General features: G+C 68.1%; 14 protein-coding genes and 1 tRNA gene. 2 read left to right on the top strand and 13 right to left on the bottom strand.

The window, feature by feature from the left end:
- Positions 1–145 precede the first annotated feature (145 nt).
- From pnp to E2169_RS01755, 7 genes are all read right to left on the bottom strand, one after another.
- Positions 146–2,254 (bottom strand): polyribonucleotide nucleotidyltransferase, encoded by a 2,109-nt coding sequence (pnp, locus tag E2169_RS01725; protein WP_132984888.1) that lies wholly within the window; start codon positions 2,252–2,254, stop codon positions 146–148.
- Positions 2,255–2,376: 122 nt separating this feature from the next.
- Positions 2,377–2,637, bottom strand: a complete 261-nt coding sequence (gene rpsO / locus E2169_RS01730; protein ID WP_132984889.1) for a 30S ribosomal protein S15 — start codon at positions 2,635–2,637, stop codon at positions 2,377–2,379.
- 182 nt (positions 2,638–2,819) lie between these two features.
- The gene (gene truB, locus E2169_RS01735; protein WP_132984890.1) at positions 2,820–3,809 is read right to left on the bottom strand and encodes a tRNA pseudouridine(55) synthase TruB; all 990 of its coding nucleotides are present in this window, start codon (positions 3,807–3,809) and stop codon (positions 2,820–2,822) included.
- A gap of 89 nt (positions 3,810–3,898) precedes the next feature.
- Positions 3,899–4,288 carry a 30S ribosome-binding factor RbfA gene (rbfA, locus tag E2169_RS01740; protein WP_132984891.1) on the bottom strand — a complete coding sequence of 130 codons (390 nt, stop codon included), beginning with the start codon at positions 4,286–4,288 and terminating at the stop codon, positions 3,899–3,901.
- Positions 4,288–6,852, bottom strand: coding sequence for a translation initiation factor IF-2 (gene infB / locus E2169_RS01745; protein WP_132984892.1), 2,565 nt, complete (start codon positions 6,850–6,852; stop codon positions 4,288–4,290). The genes rbfA and infB overlap by 1 nt, the downstream gene beginning before the upstream one ends.
- A gap of 95 nt (positions 6,853–6,947) precedes the next feature.
- Positions 6,948–8,459, bottom strand: coding sequence for a transcription termination factor NusA (gene nusA / locus E2169_RS01750; RefSeq protein ID WP_132984893.1), 1,512 nt, complete (start codon positions 8,457–8,459; stop codon positions 6,948–6,950).
- Between the two features lie 8 nt (positions 8,460–8,467).
- Complete coding sequence (locus E2169_RS01755) at positions 8,468–9,079, bottom strand: ribosome maturation factor RimP (RefSeq protein ID WP_132984894.1); 612 nt, start codon at positions 9,077–9,079, stop codon at positions 8,468–8,470.
- 363 nt (positions 9,080–9,442) lie between these two features.
- On the opposite strand from E2169_RS01755, the gene E2169_RS01760 reads away from it, so the two are divergent.
- Together E2169_RS01760 and E2169_RS01765 are read left to right on the top strand one after the other, a co-directional pair.
- Positions 9,443–10,003 carry a DUF1190 domain-containing protein gene (locus E2169_RS01760; RefSeq protein ID WP_132984895.1) on the top strand — a complete coding sequence of 187 codons (561 nt, stop codon included), beginning with the start codon at positions 9,443–9,445 and terminating at the stop codon, positions 10,001–10,003.
- Positions 10,003–11,187, top strand: a complete 1,185-nt coding sequence (locus E2169_RS01765) for a glutathionylspermidine synthase family protein (RefSeq protein ID WP_132984896.1) — start codon at positions 10,003–10,005, stop codon at positions 11,185–11,187. The genes E2169_RS01760 and E2169_RS01765 overlap by 1 nt, the downstream gene beginning before the upstream one ends.
- Before the next feature lie 48 nt (positions 11,188–11,235).
- Here the strand turns inward: E2169_RS01765 and E2169_RS01770 are convergent.
- The 6 genes from E2169_RS01770 to E2169_RS01795 all read right to left on the bottom strand — a co-directional run bounded on the left by E2169_RS01770 (position 11,236) and on the right by E2169_RS01795 (position 17,451).
- Positions 11,236–11,312 (bottom strand) — tRNA-Met (locus E2169_RS01770).
- Between the two features lie 80 nt (positions 11,313–11,392).
- Positions 11,393–12,856 (bottom strand): NADH-quinone oxidoreductase subunit NuoN, encoded by a 1,464-nt coding sequence (nuoN, locus tag E2169_RS01775; RefSeq protein ID WP_370465101.1) that lies wholly within the window; start codon positions 12,854–12,856, stop codon positions 11,393–11,395.
- Between the two features lie 13 nt (positions 12,857–12,869).
- On the bottom strand, positions 12,870–14,384 hold the full coding sequence (locus tag E2169_RS01780) for an NADH-quinone oxidoreductase subunit M (protein ID WP_132984898.1): 1,515 nt from the start codon (positions 14,382–14,384) through the stop codon (positions 12,870–12,872).
- A 13-nt stretch (positions 14,385–14,397) separates the two neighbouring features.
- Positions 14,398–16,461 (bottom strand): NADH-quinone oxidoreductase subunit L, encoded by a 2,064-nt coding sequence (gene nuoL / locus E2169_RS01785; RefSeq protein WP_132984899.1) that lies wholly within the window; start codon positions 16,459–16,461, stop codon positions 14,398–14,400.
- Between the two features lie 13 nt (positions 16,462–16,474).
- Complete coding sequence (gene nuoK, locus E2169_RS01790) at positions 16,475–16,798, bottom strand: NADH-quinone oxidoreductase subunit NuoK (protein WP_132984900.1); 324 nt, start codon at positions 16,796–16,798, stop codon at positions 16,475–16,477.
- A complete protein-coding gene (locus tag E2169_RS01795) occupies positions 16,798–17,451 on the bottom strand; it encodes an NADH-quinone oxidoreductase subunit J (protein WP_132984901.1) in 654 nt (217 codons plus the stop codon). Before E2169_RS01795 ends, nuoK begins: the two co-directional genes overlap by 1 nt.
- Positions 17,452–17,454: the final 3 nt, after the last annotated feature.

The raw sequence follows: 17,454 nt of genomic DNA on the forward strand, positions 1-17,454 counted from the left end.
CAAGGCCCTTGAGGGCCTTGGCACCCGGCACCCCCGTTGTGGCGGTGCCGCGCCTTCCAACGAGCTTGGAGAGGGAACAAAAAAAGAGCGGGCCCAGGCCCGCTCTTTTCATTTCCCGGCGATTGCCGGCAACGACGCGCGCGGCTTACTCCGCCGGCGTGCCCTCGCCTTCCTCGACCGCCTTCATCGACAGGCGGATGCGGCCCTGCTTGTCGACTTCCAGCACCTTGACCTTGACCACGTCGCCTTCCTTGAGCACGTCACCGACCTTCTCGACGCGCTCGTTGGAGATCTGCGACACGTGGACCAGGCCGTCCTTGCCGGGGGAGATGGTGACGAACGCACCGAAGTCCATCAGCTTGACGACCTTGCCCTCGTAGATCCGGCCCGGCTCGACGTCGGAGGTGATCTGCTCGATGCGCTCCTTGGCGGCGCGGCCGGCGGCGGCGTCGACCGATGCGATCGTGATCGTGCCGTCGTCCTGGATGTCGATCTGGGTGCCGGTTTCCTTGGTGATCGCCTGGATCACCGAGCCGCCCTTGCCGATCACTTCGCGGATCTTGTCGGGGTGGATCTTGATGGTGATCAGGCGCGGCGCGAACTCGCTCAGCTCCGAACGCGGCGCGGTCAGCGCGGCTTCCATTTCCTTGAGGATGTGCAGGCGGCCCTGCTTGGCCTGGGCCAGCGCGACCTTCATGATCTCTTCGGTGATGCCCTGGATCTTGATGTCCATCTGCAGCGCCGAAATGCCGTTGGTGGTACCGGCCACCTTGAAGTCCATGTCGCCGAGGTGGTCCTCGTCACCGAGGATGTCGGACAGCACGACATAGTCGTCGCCTTCCTTCACAAGGCCCATCGCGATGCCGGCGACCGGCGCCTTGATCGGCACGCCCGCGTCCATCAGCGCCAGCGACGAACCGCAGACCGACGCCATCGACGAGGAACCGTTCGACTCGGTGATCTCGGACACGACGCGGATGGTGTACGGGAACTCTTCCATCGTCGGCATCACGGCGAGCACGCCGCGCTTGGCAAGGCGGCCGTGGCCGATCTCGCGACGCTTCGGGCCCATCATGCGGCCGGCTTCACCCACCGAGTAGGGGGGGAAGTTGTAGTGGAACAGGAAGTGTTCCTTGTACTCGCCGGACACGGCGTCGATGATCTGGCCGTCGCGGGCGGTGCCCAGCGTGACGGCGACGATCGCCTGGGTCTCGCCGCGGGTGAACAGCGACGAGCCGTGCACGCGCGGCAGGATGCCGACGCGGCTGGCGATCGGGCGCACGGTGTCGAGCGCGCGGCCGTCGATGCGGACCCTGGTCTTGAGGACCGAGTCGCGCATGGTCTGGTATTCCTGCTCGCCGAACTCCTTCGACAGGTCGCCCGACGTCCACGCCTTGGCCTCGGCTTCCGGGGCGAGCGCGGCGAGGATCGCCTTCTTCACGGTGGAGATGGCGTCCTTGCGCTCGAGCTTGTCGCGCACCTGGAACGCGGCCGCGAGCTGCTCGCCCACGGCGGTGCGGATGGCGCTGACGATGCCTTCGTCGGCGGCAGGTGCGCTCCAGGTCCACTTCGGCCGGCCGGCCTCGGCGACCAGCGCATTGATGGTGTCGATCGCGACCTGCATCTGCTGGTGGCCGAACATCACTGCGCCAAGCATCACGTCCTCGGACAGCTCCTTGGCCTCCGACTCGACCATCAGCACGGCCTTGGCGGTACCAGCGACGACGAGCTCGAGCTCGGAATCCTTCAGCTCGGTGACCGTCGGGTTGAGCAGGTACTGGCCGTCCTTGTAGCCGATCTTGGCGGCGCCGATCGGGCCGTCGAACGGCGCGCCCGACAGCGACAGCGCGGCCGAGGCACCGATCAGGGCGAGGACGTCACCGTCGACCTCGGGGTTCATCGACATCACCGTGGCGATGATCTGCACTTCGTTGCGGAAACCGTCCGGGAACAGCGGGCGGATCGGGCGATCGATCAGGCGCGAAATCAGCGTTTCCTTCTCGGTCTGGCGGCCCTCACGCTTGAAGAAACCACCCGGGATGCGGCCACCGGCGTAGAACTTCTCCTGGTAGTCCACGGTCAGCGGGAAGAAGTCCTGCCCCTCGCGGGCGGTCTTGTTGGCGACCGCGGAGACCAGCAGCACGGTGCCCTCGCAGGAGACCATGACCGCGCCGCCGGCCTGGCGGGCGATCTCGCCGGTCTCGATGGTGACCGTGCGCTTGCCGTACTCGAAGCTCTTGATGACTTTTGCCACGTTGGTGATTCCTCGATGACTCTTGCGATGAACCGGACGGGACCCATGCCCTGGCCGGGTGGCGCGCGCTCTGGCGTGCCGAAAAAAAATGCGGCGCATCTCTGCGCCGCGGTGGGGTCTTGTCAGCGACGCAGGCCGAGCTTCTCGATCAGCGCCCTGTAGCGCGCGCTGTCCTTGCGGTGCAGGTAGTCGAGCAGGCTGCGACGGCGGTTGACCATCATCAGCAGGCCGCGGCGGCTGTGGTGGTCCTGCTTGTGCAGCTTGAAGTGCTCGGTAAGCTGCACGATGCGTGCGGTGAGCAGGGCGACCTGGACCTCCGTGGAACCGGTGTCGTTGTCGCCGCGCTTGTTGTCTTCGATGATCTTGACGGTGTCGATGGACATTGCGTGTTGCCTTGTAGGTGATGCGTGGACCGCAGGAACGCCGTCATGCCGGCCTGGCATGCTGCGCACCACGAGAACCGCCGCTTGCTGTGGGAAACCTGGCGCCCGGTCGGGCGCACGGATTGCTTGGAAAAAGCCGCGGAATTGTAACGCGCGGCGGGCTTGCCGGACAAGGCGCGGACTCAGGCGCTGGCCGATCCCTGCCCCGGCGCGGGCTGTGCGCAGGCCCAGGCGAACATGCGGCGGGGGCGCAGGCCGCCTTCGCCGTCCGCCACCCCCAGGCCGAGCACGCGGCCATCGGGCCCGAACACGGCCACCTCGCCGGCCCCCGTGAATACGCCTTCCGTGCCCTGGCCGTACGCCAGGCGCGCCGCGCCCGCCGCGTCCACCTCGACCCGCGGCCAGGCATCCATGCCCGCCTCGATCGGCAGCAGGCAGGCCTCGAGGCTGCGCTCGCCCCGCGCGGCCAGGGCCTCGAGCTCCGCAAAGGTCCACATCCGCGGATTCCTGAACGGATCGACCCAGAGCCGGCGCAACTCGGCCACGTGGGCGCCGCAGCCCAGCGCTTCGCCCAGGTCGCGCACCAGGCTGCGCACGTAGGTGCCCGAGCCGCAGTCCACGCGGAGGCGGAGGATGTTCCCGGGCGCCGCGCCCTCGACGGCATCGATCAGGTCGGCGGCCGACAGCAGGTTGAAGGCGTGCACGTCGACCTCGCGCGGCTCGACTTCGACCTCTTCGCCGCGGCGCGCCTTCGCGTACAGCGGCTCGCCGCCGCGCTTGAGCGCCGAATAGATCGGTGGGCGCTGCATGATGCGGCCGGTCAGCCGCGCCAGCGCAGCGTCGATGGTGGCGATGTCCAGCATCGGCACCGGGCGCTCGCGCAGCACCTGGCCGTCGGCGTCGTCCGTGTCGGTGACCAGGCCCAGGCGCGCGACCGCGTCGTAGGCCTTGCGCGCGCCAAGCAGGCCGCCGGCGATCTTGGTCGCTTCGCCGAAACACAGCGGCAACAGCCCGGTGGCCAGGGGGTCGAGACTGCCCGTGTGCCCGCCTTTGGCGGCGCGGAACAGATGCCGCGCACGCTGCAAGGCCTGGTTGGAACTCGGCCCGCGCGGCTTGTCGAGCAGCAGGATGCCGTCGAGCTTGCGAAACGTCGTTCGGGGGCGCGCCTTCATCGAAGCATTGTAAGTGGCGCGCTGGGGATGTGGGTCATGGCCCATGGCACGACCGGGGCGCAGTGATCCGGTCGCCGCTGTAGCGGCTCCTACCGGTCGTTGTCGGTGGCGTCGGGGTCGGGGTCGCTGGAGACGTCGGGCAGATCGCGCAGCAGGTTGTCGATCCGCTCGCCGCGATCGACGGAATCGTCGTAGTGGAAATGCAGCTCCGGCACGTGGCGCATCTTCACCGCGCGCGCGAGCCGGTAGCGCACTTCGGGCGCCACCGCCTTGAGGCCCTTGATGGCCTCGGCGGCGCGCTCGCCCTGCAGCGCGGTCACATACACCTTGGCATGCGCCATGTCGCGGGTGACCTCGACGTCGGACACGCTCACCGACGGCAGGCCGTGCTCGGCCACCGCCTCGCGCACCAGGGTGCCCAGCTCCCTGCGGAGCTGGGCGGACACGCGGTCGGTGCGGTGGAAGCTCTTCTGCGACATCAGAGCGTGCGCTGCACTTCGACGCGCTCGAAGCACTCGATCTTGTCGCCGGGCTTGATGTCGTTGTAGGCCTTCACGCCGATGCCGCACTCGGTGTTGGTACGCACCTCGTCGACGTTCTCCTTGAAGCGGCGCAGCGATTCCAGCTCGCCTTCGAAGATCACGACCTCGTCGCGCAGCACGCGGATCGGCTTGTTCCGCCGGAGCACGCCCTCGATGACCATGCTGCCGGCGACCGCGCCGAACTTGGAGCTGCGGAACACCTCGCGGACCTCGGCGGTGCCGATGATCTCCTCGCGGATCTCCACGCCCAGGATGCCGGACGCGACCTGCTTCACCTGGTCGATCACGTCATAGATGATCGAGAAGTAGCGCAGGTCCAGGCCGTGGGTATCGACCACCTTGCGCGCGGATGCATCGGCACGGACGTTGAAGCCGATGATCGTGGCCTTGGCCGTCGCCGCCGAATTGGCGTCGGACTCGGTGATGCCGCCGACGCCTGAGCGGATGATGTTGACCCGGATCTCGTCGTTGGAGAGCGCGGTCAATGCCTGGCGCAGCGCCTCCACCGAACCCTGCACGTCGGCCTTGATCACCAGCGGCAGCTCGAGCTGCTGGCCGCCGCCCATCTGCGCCATGATGTCTTCCATGCGGTTGCCAGCGGCCTGGACCAGGCGCGTTTCACGGCGCTTGGCTTCGCGCTGCTGGGCGACTTCCCTGGCCAGGCGTTCGTCGCCGACGACCACGAAATCGTCGCCGGCATCGGGCACGCCCGACAGGCCGAGCACCTGCACCGGGATCGACGGGCCGGCCGACGGCACCTGGCCGCCGGTCTCGTCGAACAGCGCACGCACGCGGCCGTACTCCACGCCGCAGACCACGAAGTCGCCCTTGTTGAGCTGGCCCTGCTGCACCAGCACCGTGGCCACCGGGCCGCGGCCCTTGTCGAGCGAAGACTCGATCACCGTGCCGCTGGCGCGGCCGTCGGCAATGGCCTTGAGCTCCAGCACCTCGGCCTGCAGGTTGATCGCGTCCAGCAGGTCGTCGATGCCATCGCCGGTCTTGGCGGAAAGCTCGACCATCTGCGTATCGCCGCCGAACTCCTCGGAGACGACGTCGTGGGCAAGCAGCTCGTTCTTGATCCGCGAGGGATCGGCCTCGGCCTTGTCGATCTTGTTGATCGCGACGATCAGCGGCACCCGGGCCGCCTTCGCGTGCTGGATCGCCTCGATCGTCTGCGGCATGACGCCGTCGTCGGCGGCAACCACCAGGATCACGATGTCGGTGATCTTCGCGCCGCGCGCGCGCATCGAACTGAACGCGGCATGGCCCGGCGTGTCGAGGAAGCTGACCACGCCCTTGGGCGTGTCGACGTGGTAGGCGCCGATGTGCTGGGTGATGCCACCGGCCTCGCCGGGGGCGATGCGGGTGCGGCGGATGTAGTCGAGCAGCGAAGTCTTGCCGTGGTCGACGTGGCCCATGATGGTGACCACCGGCGGACGCTGGGTCTGGTCGCCCGTCACGTCCTCGACGTGGGCGAGCAGCTCGCTCTCGGCGTCATCGGCGTCGGCACGCACGGCCGTGTGGCCAAGCTCTTCGGTGATCAGCACCGCGGTGTCGTGGTCGATGGACTGGGTGATGGTGGCCATCACGCCCATCTTGAACAGCGCCTTGACCACGTCGCCGCCCTTCATGGCGAGCTTCTGCGCCAGGTCGGCGACGGTGATCGCCTCGCCGATCTCGACTTCGCGCACGACGGGGGCCGTCGGGCGGGTGAAACCGGTACCGGTGCGCGACTGGTCGCGCTGCTGTCCACGCTGCGGGCGCCTGGGGCGCGCGGTGCTGCGGCGTGCACGGTCGGCCGGCGACAGGTGCATCTGGCCGGCGAAGCGCGCCGCGGCGCCTTCCTCGTCCTCGACGCCGGCCACCATGGCGTGCGAGCCGCGGTGCTTGCCCTTGCTGGCCGTGGTGCGATCGTCGCGCGCCGGGGGCGGCTTCGGATGACCGTGGCCGTGGCTCTTGCGCGGCGCCTCTTCGGTCGTCGCGACCGAGGCAGCGGCCTCGGTCTCGACGCGGACGCGCTCGGCTTCCGCTTCCACCTCGCGGCGCTTCGCCTCCTCGGCTTCCTCCACGCGGCGGCGGTCGGCGTCGGCCAGGCGCTGCTGCTCGTCGAGGTTGCGCTGGCGCGACTCCTCGAGCTTGCGCAGGATCTCCGTGCGCTCGTCGTCCACCCCGTCCGTACCGGCGCCCGCCTCCGGCTTGACCAGGGTGACCTTCTTGCGCACGACCACGTCGACGGTCGGCTTGTTGCGGCCGCCGCCCACGGTCAGCGTGCTCTTGCGCTGGAGGGTGATCTTCTTGGGCGCGACGGGATCCACGGCGCCCTGCTCGGCACGCCCGTGGGTGCGACGCAGAAAGCCCAGGAGCTTCATCTTCTCGGTACTGGACACGGCCTGGTCGGGATCGCTGAACGGCATGCCCGCTTCGGACAGCTGTTCAAGCAACTTTTCGACCGGCGTGTTCACCAGTGCGGCCAGCTTGCGGATAGTGGTTTGCTGCGACATTCGGATTCCGGTTCCTTTGGCGTCGGCATTTGCCGCGCTGTGGATGGATCAATTCTGGGTGCTTGCCATGCTCGGGGCCGTGAGGGCCCGGTCTGTCAGCCCTCGCTTTCCAGGCGCGCGATCTCGCCCGCGCGCGCGGCCAGCACAAGGGCCGCGGCGCGCTCCTGGTCGAGACCCTCGATGCCGAACTCCAGCACCTCGTCGGCGGCCAGGTCGGAGAGGTCCTCGGCGGTGCACACGCCGTTGGCGGCAAGCGCGAAGGCGGTTTCGTCATCCATGCCCTCGAGCGCCAGCAGGTCGTCGGCGGGCATGTTGTCGCCAAGCTCCTCCTCGACCGCCAGCGCATCGTTGAGCAGCGCATCGCGTGCGCGGGCGCGCAGTTCCTCGACGATGTCCTCGTCGAAGCCCTCCACCGCCAGCAACTCGCCGACCGGCACGTAGGCGATTTCCTCGACCGTACTGAATCCCTCGGCCACCAGGATGCCGGCGATCTCCTCGTCGACCTCGAGCTTTTCCTGGAACAGCGCGCGCGCCGTGGCCTGCTCGGCCTCGGACTTCGCGGCGACCTGGTCCTGCGTCATCACGTTGAGCTGCCAGCCCGACAGGCGGCTGGCGAGGCGCACGTTCTGGCCGCCCTTGCCGATGGCCTGCGCGAGGCGGTCTTCGGCGACCGCGAGGTCCATCGAGTGCTTGTCCTCGTCGACCACGATCGACTGGACTTCAGCCGGCGCCATGGCGTTGATCACGAACTGCGCCGGGTTGTCCGACCACAGCACGATGTCGACGCGCTCGCCGTTGAGTTCGTTGCTCACCGCCTGCACGCGCGAACCGCGCATGCCGATGCAGGCGCCGATCGGATCGGTGCGGGTGTCGTAGGCGACCACGGCGATCTTGGCGCGGTCGCCCGGATCGCGGGCGCAGGCCTTGATTTCCACCAGGCCCTGGCCGACTTCCGGCACTTCGAGCTTGAACAGCTCCATCATGAATTCCGGCGCGGCGCGGCTGATGAACAGCTGCGGGCCGCGCGGCTCGGTGCGCACGTCGTAGAGGTAGCCGCGGATACGGTCGCCGGCACGCACGACGTCGCGCGGGATGGCCTTGTCCTTGGGGATGAAGGCTTCCGCGTTGCCACCCAGGTCGACAAAGACGTTGCCGCGCTCGACGCGCTTGACCACGCCGGTGACGAGCTCGCCGACGCGGTCCTTCCAGGCGTCCACGACCTGCTGGCGCTCGGCCTCGCGCACGCGCTGCACGATGACCTGCTTGGCGGCCTGCGCCGCGATGCGGCCGAAGTCGACGTTCTCGATCTGCTCTTCGATGTAGTCGCCGACCTCGACGCCCTCGGCCTCGTCGACCGCGTCCATCATGCGGATCTGGCGGTCGGGCGACTCCATCACCACGTCGTCGGCCACGACCTCCCAGCGTCGGAAGGTTTCGTAGGTGCCGTCGTTGGGGTCGATCACCACGCGCGTCACCACGTCCTGTTCGAGGTAGCGCTTCTTGGCCGCGGTGGCCAGGGCCGCCTCGAGGGCTTCGAGGATCACCGACTCCGGCACGCCCTTTTCATTGGCGACCGCATCGACGACCAGCAACAGTTCCTTGCTCATCTTCTCTATTACTCCGCACGGGACGGCTTCGACGCCGCCGGCTTGTTGTTGGTGTTTTGTTTGCTGCCAGGCTTGCCACGGCCCTTGCCGGGACGCGCGTCGCGCCCGGAGGCGTCCTTCGCGGGCCCGTAGCCGAGCGCGACCCAGTCGGGCACCAGGCGCGCCTTGTCGACGTTGTCGGCGGCGACCGCGAACGGCTGGCCGTCGACCTCGAACGTGAGCGTCCCGCCCTCGACCGCCGCGATCCGCCCGGTCAGCCTGCGGCGCCCGTCCTGCGGCAGCTTCAGGACGACCTTGGCCTGTTCGCCCAGGAAGCGCTCGAAGTGGGCCGGCGTGAACAGCAGCCGGTCGACGCCGGGCGAGGACACCTCGAGGGTGTAGTTGCCGCTGATCGGGTCCTCGACGTCGAGCTGGGCCGAAACCTCGCGGCTGACCGCCTCGCAGTCCTCGATGCCCACGCCCTGCCCCTCTGCCGCCGGGTCGGCGCCCGGACGGTCGATGTACAGGCGCAACAGCGCGCCATCGGACGACGGCAGGTACTCGATTCCGAGCAACTCCAGTCCGAGCGACGCGACGGTCGGAGACAGGAGTCCAGCGATATCGGTCGACTTGTCGGCCACGTTGGCTCCTCCTGTCCTGGTCCATTGCCGGCGATGCCGGGCGCGAAAAACGAAAAAGGGCCCGATGGGCCCCTTGTCCGATGCTGCTGGATCCGGTGCCGGCGCGCCTCGATGCGCACCGCGCGAGCCCGACTCCCGCAATCGAAAAAAGCCTCCTTGGAGGCTCTCCGTCGACCGCGAAAAGCTTGCAGCGGGGCCGGACCTGACGCCGGGAGGCGCCAACGGTGGTCCTGCATGTTCCGCCGAGCCGCTGAAGTATAGGCGTGAGCCCGCCTTCCCGCAAGCCGCGCCGGCGCGGGTGCCATTGCCGCAGGCACCATCGGTTAACCTTGCCGGTCCCACGCCAGCCGGTGCCACGCTTCCATGAAACGCTCCCGCAAGACCGCCCTCGTCCTGATGGGCTCCGCCCCGCTGCTGCTGGTCGCCTGCGCGCAGCAGCCCGAGGTGCAGACCTCGGAGGGCCTGTTCACCTCGGTCGAGACCTGCACCACCGAAACCATGGACCCGTCGATGTGCCGCCAGGCCTTCGAGCACGCCCAGGTGCAGGCTGACGCGGTCGCGCCGCGCTATGCATCGGTGGCCGAATGCGAGGCCGAGTTCGGCGAAGGCCAGTGCTCCACGCGCCAGCAGGCCGGCGGCGGCAGCTTCGTTGGCCCGATGATGGCCGGCTTCTTCCTCTCGCAGATGATGAACACCCGTGGCGGTGCCATGGCTCCCGCGGCGGGCGCCGGCCCGGCAGCCACCGCTGGGGCCACGCGCGCCGCGCCCGCCTTCCTCTCCAACCAGTCGGGCTGGCTGCGCCCGCAGGCCGGTCCCGGCGGCGCCACGGCGCTGGCCCGCACCGGCCTGCAGCCCGATCGCGCGCCCACCGTGCGCCGCGGCGGCTTCGGCCGCGCCGGCGCCGGCCGCAGCGCCGGCGGCTGATGCGTCGGGTCGCGATCGAAGCGCGCCCCGACTGGCGCCAGCGCGCCGGGGACTGCGGCTTCGCCTTCCACACCATCGACGGTGCCGCGTACTGGGACGAGACCGCGTACTACGCCTTCGACCTGCGCCAGGTCGAGGACGACATCGAAGACCCCACCGCCGAGCTGCACGCGATGGCGATGGCGCTGGCTGGCGAAGCCGCCGGCAGCCAGGAGCTGATGGAACGCCTGGCGATCCCCGACCAGGCGCGCGACCAGGTCGCCGAAAGCTGGCGCCGCCGCGACCCGCACCTGTACGGTCGCATCGACCTGGCCTACGACGGCCGCGGCCCCGCGAAGCTGTACGAGTTCAACTACGACACCCCGACCTCGCTGTTCGAGGCCGCCTTCTTCCAGTGGGACTGGCTGGAACGCCAGCGCGAGGCTGGCGTGCTGCCCGCCGAGGCCGACCAGTTCAACGCCATCCACGAGGCGCTGGTTGCGCGCTTCGTCGAGATCGGCGGGCGGCTGCAGCAGCCGCTGTACTTCGCCGCGGCGCGCGACAGCGCCGAGGACCAGGGCACCGTCGACTACCTGCGCGACTGCGCGGCGCAGGCGGGCATCGAAGCGGGCTCGCTGTCGATCGAGGACATCGGCCTGTCCGCCGACGGCCGCTTCACCGCCGCCGATGACGTGCTCATCGCCAGCCTGTTCAAGCTCTACCCGCTCGAGGACCTGTTCGCGGACGAGTTCGCACAGGCCTTGCCGGGATCCGGACTGCAGCTGCTCGAACCGCCGTGGAAACTGCTGCTCAGCAACAAGGGCGTGTTGCCGCTGCTGTGGGAGCGACATCGCGGGCATCCCAACCTGCTGCCGGCGGAATTCGATACCGGCGGCGACCTGCCGGCGGGCTGGGTGCGGAAACCCTTGTTCTCGCGCGAAGGCGCCAACATCGAGATGCACTTTGCCGATGGCCAACGGCTGCACCAGCCGGGTCCCTACGCAGGTCCCGCGATACGGCAGGCACTGCATCCCCTGCCCGCGCACGATGGTGCCTGGCCACTCATCGGAAGCTGGGTGGTGGGTGACATGGCCTGCGGCATGGGTATCCGCGAGGACGACTCGCCGATCACCCGCGACAGCGCACGCTTCGTGCCGCACGCCATCATCGGCGACGGCCGCAGGCCGATGGTGATCGAAGCCTGAAAAGGCAAACGGCGCGTCCTTTTCAAGGAACGCGCCGCTGCTGTGTAGTGGTAGCGGGGGCAGGATTTGAACCTGCGACCTTCGGGTTATGAGCCCGACGAGCTGCCAGACTGCTCCACCCCGCACCAGGCCGACGATTATGACGCAGCGTCGGATTTCTTGCAAGCCAGGAGTGGCATCGCCACCTCCGGACCCGCGTGATGCATCAGGCGAACGCCGCCTGGCACCAGGCCATGATCGGGCTCCATGCAACGCCGAGCACCAGCAGTGCAAGCGCATTGACGGTGAACAGCGTCCGCAGGGGTCCGTTGTTGCTGACCTCGATCGCCTTGCCCTCCGGCTCGTCGAAGTACATCACCTTGATCACGCGCAGGTAGTAGAACGCGCCCACCACCGCGAACACGATGCCGACGATGGCCAGCCACATCATGTCGCCGCCGATCGCCGCGCGCAGCACCACCATCTTCGCCCAGAAGCCGAGGAACGGCGGCACGCCGGCCAGCGAGGCCATGATCACCAGCACCATTGCCGCCATCCACGGGCTGCGTGCGTTGAGGCCCTTGAAGTCCTCGATGCGATCGGCCTCGAAGCCGCGACGCGCCAGCACGATGATGGCGCCGAAACCCGCGGTGGCCATGATCGCGTAGCTGATCGCATAGAACATCGCCGCGGCGTAGCCCTCGGGACCACCGCCGGCGAGGCCGAGCAGCAGGAAGCCCACGTGCGAGACCGTCGAGTACGCGAGCATGCGCTTGAGGTTGCCCTGCGCGAGCGCGAACACGTTGCCGACCACCAGCGACAGCGCGGCCAGCAGCGCCACCATCACCTGCCACTGGTCCTGCAGCGGGCCGACGCCGGACTCGAGCAGGCGATAGGCCATGCCGAACACCGCCAGCTTGGGCGCAGAACCGATGAACAGCGTCATCGGGGTCGGCGCGCCGTGGTAGGCATCGGGCAGCCACATGTGGAAGGGCGCGGCGCCGAACTTGAAGCACACGCCCACCACCAGGAACACCGTGCCGGTCAGCAGCAGGGTGCGCGTGCCGCCGTCGACGGCGGCTGCGGCGGTGCTGATCGTGGCCAGGTCCAGGCTGCCCGTGGCGCCGTAGACCAGGGACATGCCGAACAGCAGCAGGCCCGAGGCCAGCGAGCCGAGCACGAAGTATTTCATCGCCGCCTCGGAGCCGACCGGGTTGTCGCGGTCGAACGCGACCAGGGCGTACTGGCAGAGCGCGAGCAGCTCCAGGCCGACGTAGATCGTGGTCAGGTTCGGCGCCGAGACCAGCAGCATCATGCCTACGGTCGCGAACAGCATCAGCACGGGCAGTTCGCCCTTGTACAGGCCGCGCTCGCGCATGAACGGCCAGGCGTAGCCCAGCGCCACGGCGGTCAGCACCAGGATGCCGATCTTGAGCACATCGGCCAGGGTGTCGCGCACGAACATATCGGCAAGGACCATGCCCTGCCCGCCGACGCCCAGCGCGATCATCACCGCGGCACCCAGCAGCACCGCCACGGCCAGGCCGTGCGTCACCACGCGGCGGCGCTCGCCCATGAACAGGTCGAGCATCAGCAGCGCGAACGCGCCGATCACCACCACGAGCTCGGGCGCCAGCGGCGCGATATCGGCCAGCGTCCGGACGGGAAGGTTCAATTCACCAGGCATCATCGCGTCTTGTTCCTCAAAGCTTGCTGTTGGCGAGCATGCCCGCCAGCTGCGCGATGGACGGCTCCATCAGGTCGGTCAAGGGCTGCGGCCAGAGGCCGATGAGCAGCACGCCCGCGGCGAACACGCCCAGCACCAGGGCCTCGCGGCCGTTGATGTCCTTCATCGCGGCGACGTGGGCATTGCCGACCTCGCCGTACATCACGCGCTTGACCAGCCACAGGGTGTAGCCCGCGCCCAGGATCAGGGTCAGGGCGGCAACGAAGGCGATCAGCGGGTGGTGCTGGAACGAGGCCACGATGACCATGAACTCGCCGACGAAGCCCGACGTACCCGGCAGGCCGGAGTTCGCGAACGCGAACAGCACGTAGAACGCGGCGAACCACGGCATCACGTTCGCCACGCCACCGTAGTCGCGGATCATGCGCGTGTGCATGCGGTCGTAGAGCACGCCGACGCAGGTGAACATGGCGCCCGAAACGAAGCCGTGCGAAATCATCTGCACCATCGCGCCCTGCATGCCCAGGCGCGCGGCCTCCGGGTTGCCGGTGTCGCGGATCAGGGCGAAGGCGATGAAGATGCCGAGCGTCACGAAGCCCATGTGCGACACCGACGAGTACGCGATCAGCTTCTTCATGTCCTGCTGGGCCAGGGCCACGAGGCCGACGTAGACCACCGCGATCAGCGACAGCGCGATCAGCAGCCAGGCCCACTCGTGCCCGGCGTCGGGCGTGATCGGCAGGCTGAAGCGCAGGAAGCCGTAGCCGCCGATCTTCAGCATGATCGCCGCCAGGATCACGGAGCCGCCCGTGGGTGCCTCGACGTGGGCATCCGGCAACCAGGTATGTACCGGGAACATCGGCACCTTGACCGCGAAGGCGATCAGGAAGGCGAAGAACAGCCACATCTGCTCGGTGGCGGTCAGCGGCAGCGCGTACAGGTCGGGCAGCTGCCAGCTGCCGGCCTTCAGGTACAGGTACACCAGGCCGACCAGCATGAACACCGAGCCGAGGAAGGTGTAGAGGAAGAACTTCACCGACGCGTACACGCGCCGCGGGCCGCCCCAGACGCCGATGATGATGAACATCGGGATCAGCATGCCCTCGAAGAACACGTAGAACAGCATCGCGTCGATCGCGGAAAACACGCCGATCATCAGGCCCTCGAGGACCAGCATCGCGGCGAAGTACTGGTTGACGCGCTTGTCGATCGCCGCCCATGCGCCGATCAGCACCAGCACCGTGACCAGGGTCGTCAGCAGGATCAGCGCGATCGAGATGCCGTCCGCACCCAGGTGGTACTGGATGTCGTAGGCCGGGATCCACTCCCGGGCCTCGACGAACTGCATCGTGGCCACGGCCGCCGAGGCGTCGTAACCGGTGAACAGGGGGATGCTGATGGCGAAGGTCGCCAGGGCGATCGCCAGCGCAAGCCAACGCGCGGCAGCCGCGCGGTTGCCGAGCGCGAGCACCATCGCGCCACCGAGGATCGGCAGCCAGATGAGGATGCTGAGGAGGGGCCAGTTCGACACGTATCGTCTTCCGTCAGGTCCAGTAGTGGATGAGCACGGCCAGGAGCACGATCAGGCCGAGGATCATCGCGAATGCATAGTCGTACAGGCGTCCGGTCTGCAGGCGCCGCACGACGCCCGCCATCAGGCCGATGAAGCCGGCACTGCCGTTGACCGCCACGCCGTCGATCAGCTTGCTGTCGACCGCGTTGGAGGCCTTGCCCAGCTGCAGGCTGCCGCCCGCCAGGCCGCCGATCCAGAAATCGTCGGCCCAGTACTTGTTCTCCAGCACCTTGACCGGCAGCGCGAACGCGCTGCGGGCCCTGGCCGCGAGCTCCGGACGCCACCAGTACATGACGGTCGCGAGCACGAAGCCGGCCAGCGTCAGCCAGAACGCCGGGGTCAGGAAGCCATGCAGCGCGAACGCCACGGGTCCGTGCCACAGCTCGGACGCGACGCGCGCCAGGGTGTCGTTCTGCGGCAGCAGGTCGATCGCACCGGTGAAGAACGGCATCACCTGCTCGCTGCCGCTCCAGTTGGTGCCGAACAGCATCGGACCGGCGGTGAGGAAGCCGATCGCGATCGAGGGAATGGCCAGCAGCACCAGTGGCAGGGTCACCACCCAGGGCGACTCCTTCGGCTCGTGCACGCCATGGTCCTCGTGCGCATGGCTGTCATGCGCATGCCCGCCCTGCGCTTCTTCGCGGAAGCGCTCCTTGCCGAAGAAGGTCATGTACAGCAGGCGGAAGCTGTAGAACGAGGTCACGAAGGCACCGGCCAGGACCGCCCAGTAGCCATAGGTGCCGACCCAGCCCATGCCCTCGGCCCCGAACTTGGCGGCCTCGATGATCGTGTCCTTCGAGTAGAAGCCGCTGAAGAACGGCGTCGCCACCAGGGCCAGGGTGCCGACCAGCATGGTGATGAAGGTGATCGGCATGTACTTGCGCAGTCCGCCCATGCGGCGCATGTCCTGCTCGTGGTGCATGGCGATGATCACCGAGCCCGCGCCGAGGAACAGCAGCGCCTTGAAGAAGGCGTGGGTCATCAGGTGGAACACGGCGGCCGAGTACGCCGACACGCCCAGCGCCACGGTCATGTAGCCCAGCTGCGACAGCGTGGAGTACGCGACCACGCGCTTGATGTCGTTCTGCACGATGCCGATCAGGCCGGTGAAGAAGGCCGTGGTGGCGCCGATGAACAGGATGAACTGCAGCGCGACCTCGCTCAGCTCGAACAGCGGCGACATGCGCGCCACCATGAAGATGCCGGCGGTGACCATGGTCGCGGCATGGATCAGCGCCGAGATCGGGGTCGGGCCTTCCATCGAGTCCGGGAGCCACACGTGCAGCGGCACCTGCGCCGACTTGCCCATGGCGCCCACGAACAGGCAGATGCAGATCACGGTCGCGACCGACCAGGCATAGCCGGGAATGATCTCGATCACCTGGCCGCCGCCGATCGCCGGACCGGCATTGGCGAACACCGTGGCGTAGTCCAGCGTGCCGAACCAGTACGCCACGCCGGCGATGCCGAGCAGCATGCCGAAGTCACCGACGCGGTTGACCAGGAAGGCCTTGAGGTTGGCGACCACCGCCGTCGGCCGCTTGAACCAGAAGCCGATCAGCAGGTACGACACCACGCCCACCGCTTCCCAGCCGAAGAACAGCTGCAGGAAGTTGTTGGCCATCACCAGCGCCAGCATCGAGAAGGTGAACAGGCTGATGTAGCTGAAGAAGCGCTGGTAGCCGGGGTCATCGACCATGTAGCCGATGCTGTAGACGTGGACCAGCAGCGACACGAAGGTCACCACCACCATCATCATCGCCGTCAGCCGGTCGACCATGAAGCCGATGTGGAGCTCGTAGCCGGCGACCTGGAACCAGGTGTAGATGTTCTCGTTGAAGGGCGCCGCGCCCTGCCCCAGCATCTGCCAGAGCACGTAGCACGACAGCGCGCAGCTGAGCGCCACGCCGAGGATCGTGACCGTCTGCGCGCCGACGCGACCGACCTGGCGGCCGAACAGGCCCGCGACGATCGCGCCCAGCAGCGGCGCGAGCACGATCGCGATCAGCACCGCCTTCGAAATGACTATTTCCATGCCAGGCATTCCGTCAGCCCTTCAGCGTGTCGAGTTCGGCGACGTTGATCGTGCGCCGGTTGCGGAACAGCGTGACCAGGATCGCCAGGCCGATCGCGGCCTCGGCCGCGGCCACGGTGAGGATGAAGAACACGAAGACCTGGCCGGCGGCGTCGCCGAACTCGCGCGAGAACGCGACGAAGTTGATGTTCACCGAGAGCAGCATCAGCTCGATGCACATCAGCAGGATGATCACGTTCTTGCGGTTGAGGAAGATGCCCGCGACGCTGATGCAGAACAGCGCGGAGGCCAGCGCAAGGTAGTGCCCGAGTGCCAGGCCCTGTCCGAGGAACTCCATTACTTCTCCTCCCCGTCGGTGGCGGCGCCGGCGGCCGGCGCGTCGTCGGCGACGTGCACGGAGCTCTGCATGTCGACCATGCGCAGGCGGTCGCCGGGGCGGGTACGTACCTGCTCGCCCGGATTCTGGTGTTTGGTCCCTTCGCGGCGGCGCAGCGTCAGCGTGACCGCGGCGATCACGGCCACGGTCAGGATCACCGCGGCGATCTCGAAGGGCAGCAGGAAGTCGGTGAACAGCCGGCGTGCGATCCACACCGTGTTCGGCACGCCCTCGGCCTCGAACGCATTGGCCGCAAACGGCGTTTCGACGAAGGCCATGATGCCGATCAGCGACAGCAGCTCGAGCAGCATCACCACCGCCACGACCAGGCCGACCGGCAGGTAGCGGACGTAGCCTTCGTTCAGGGGCACGAGGTCGATGTCGAGCATCATCACCACGAACAGGAACAGGACCATCACCGCGCCGACGTAGACGAGGATCAGGGCGACGCCCAGGAACTCGGCGCCGGCGATGATCCAGGTGCAGGCCACGGTGAAGAACGTCAGCACCAGGAACAGCGCCGAGTGCACCGGGTTGCGGGCGCCGATCACGCCGATCGCCGCGGCGACCGCGACCCCTGCGAATGCGAAGAATGCGAGCTGTACGAAGTCCATGGT

It is taken from the genome of Luteimonas terricola, assembly GCF_004352845.1.
Lineage (GTDB): Bacteria > Pseudomonadota > Gammaproteobacteria > Xanthomonadales > Xanthomonadaceae > Luteimonas > Luteimonas terricola.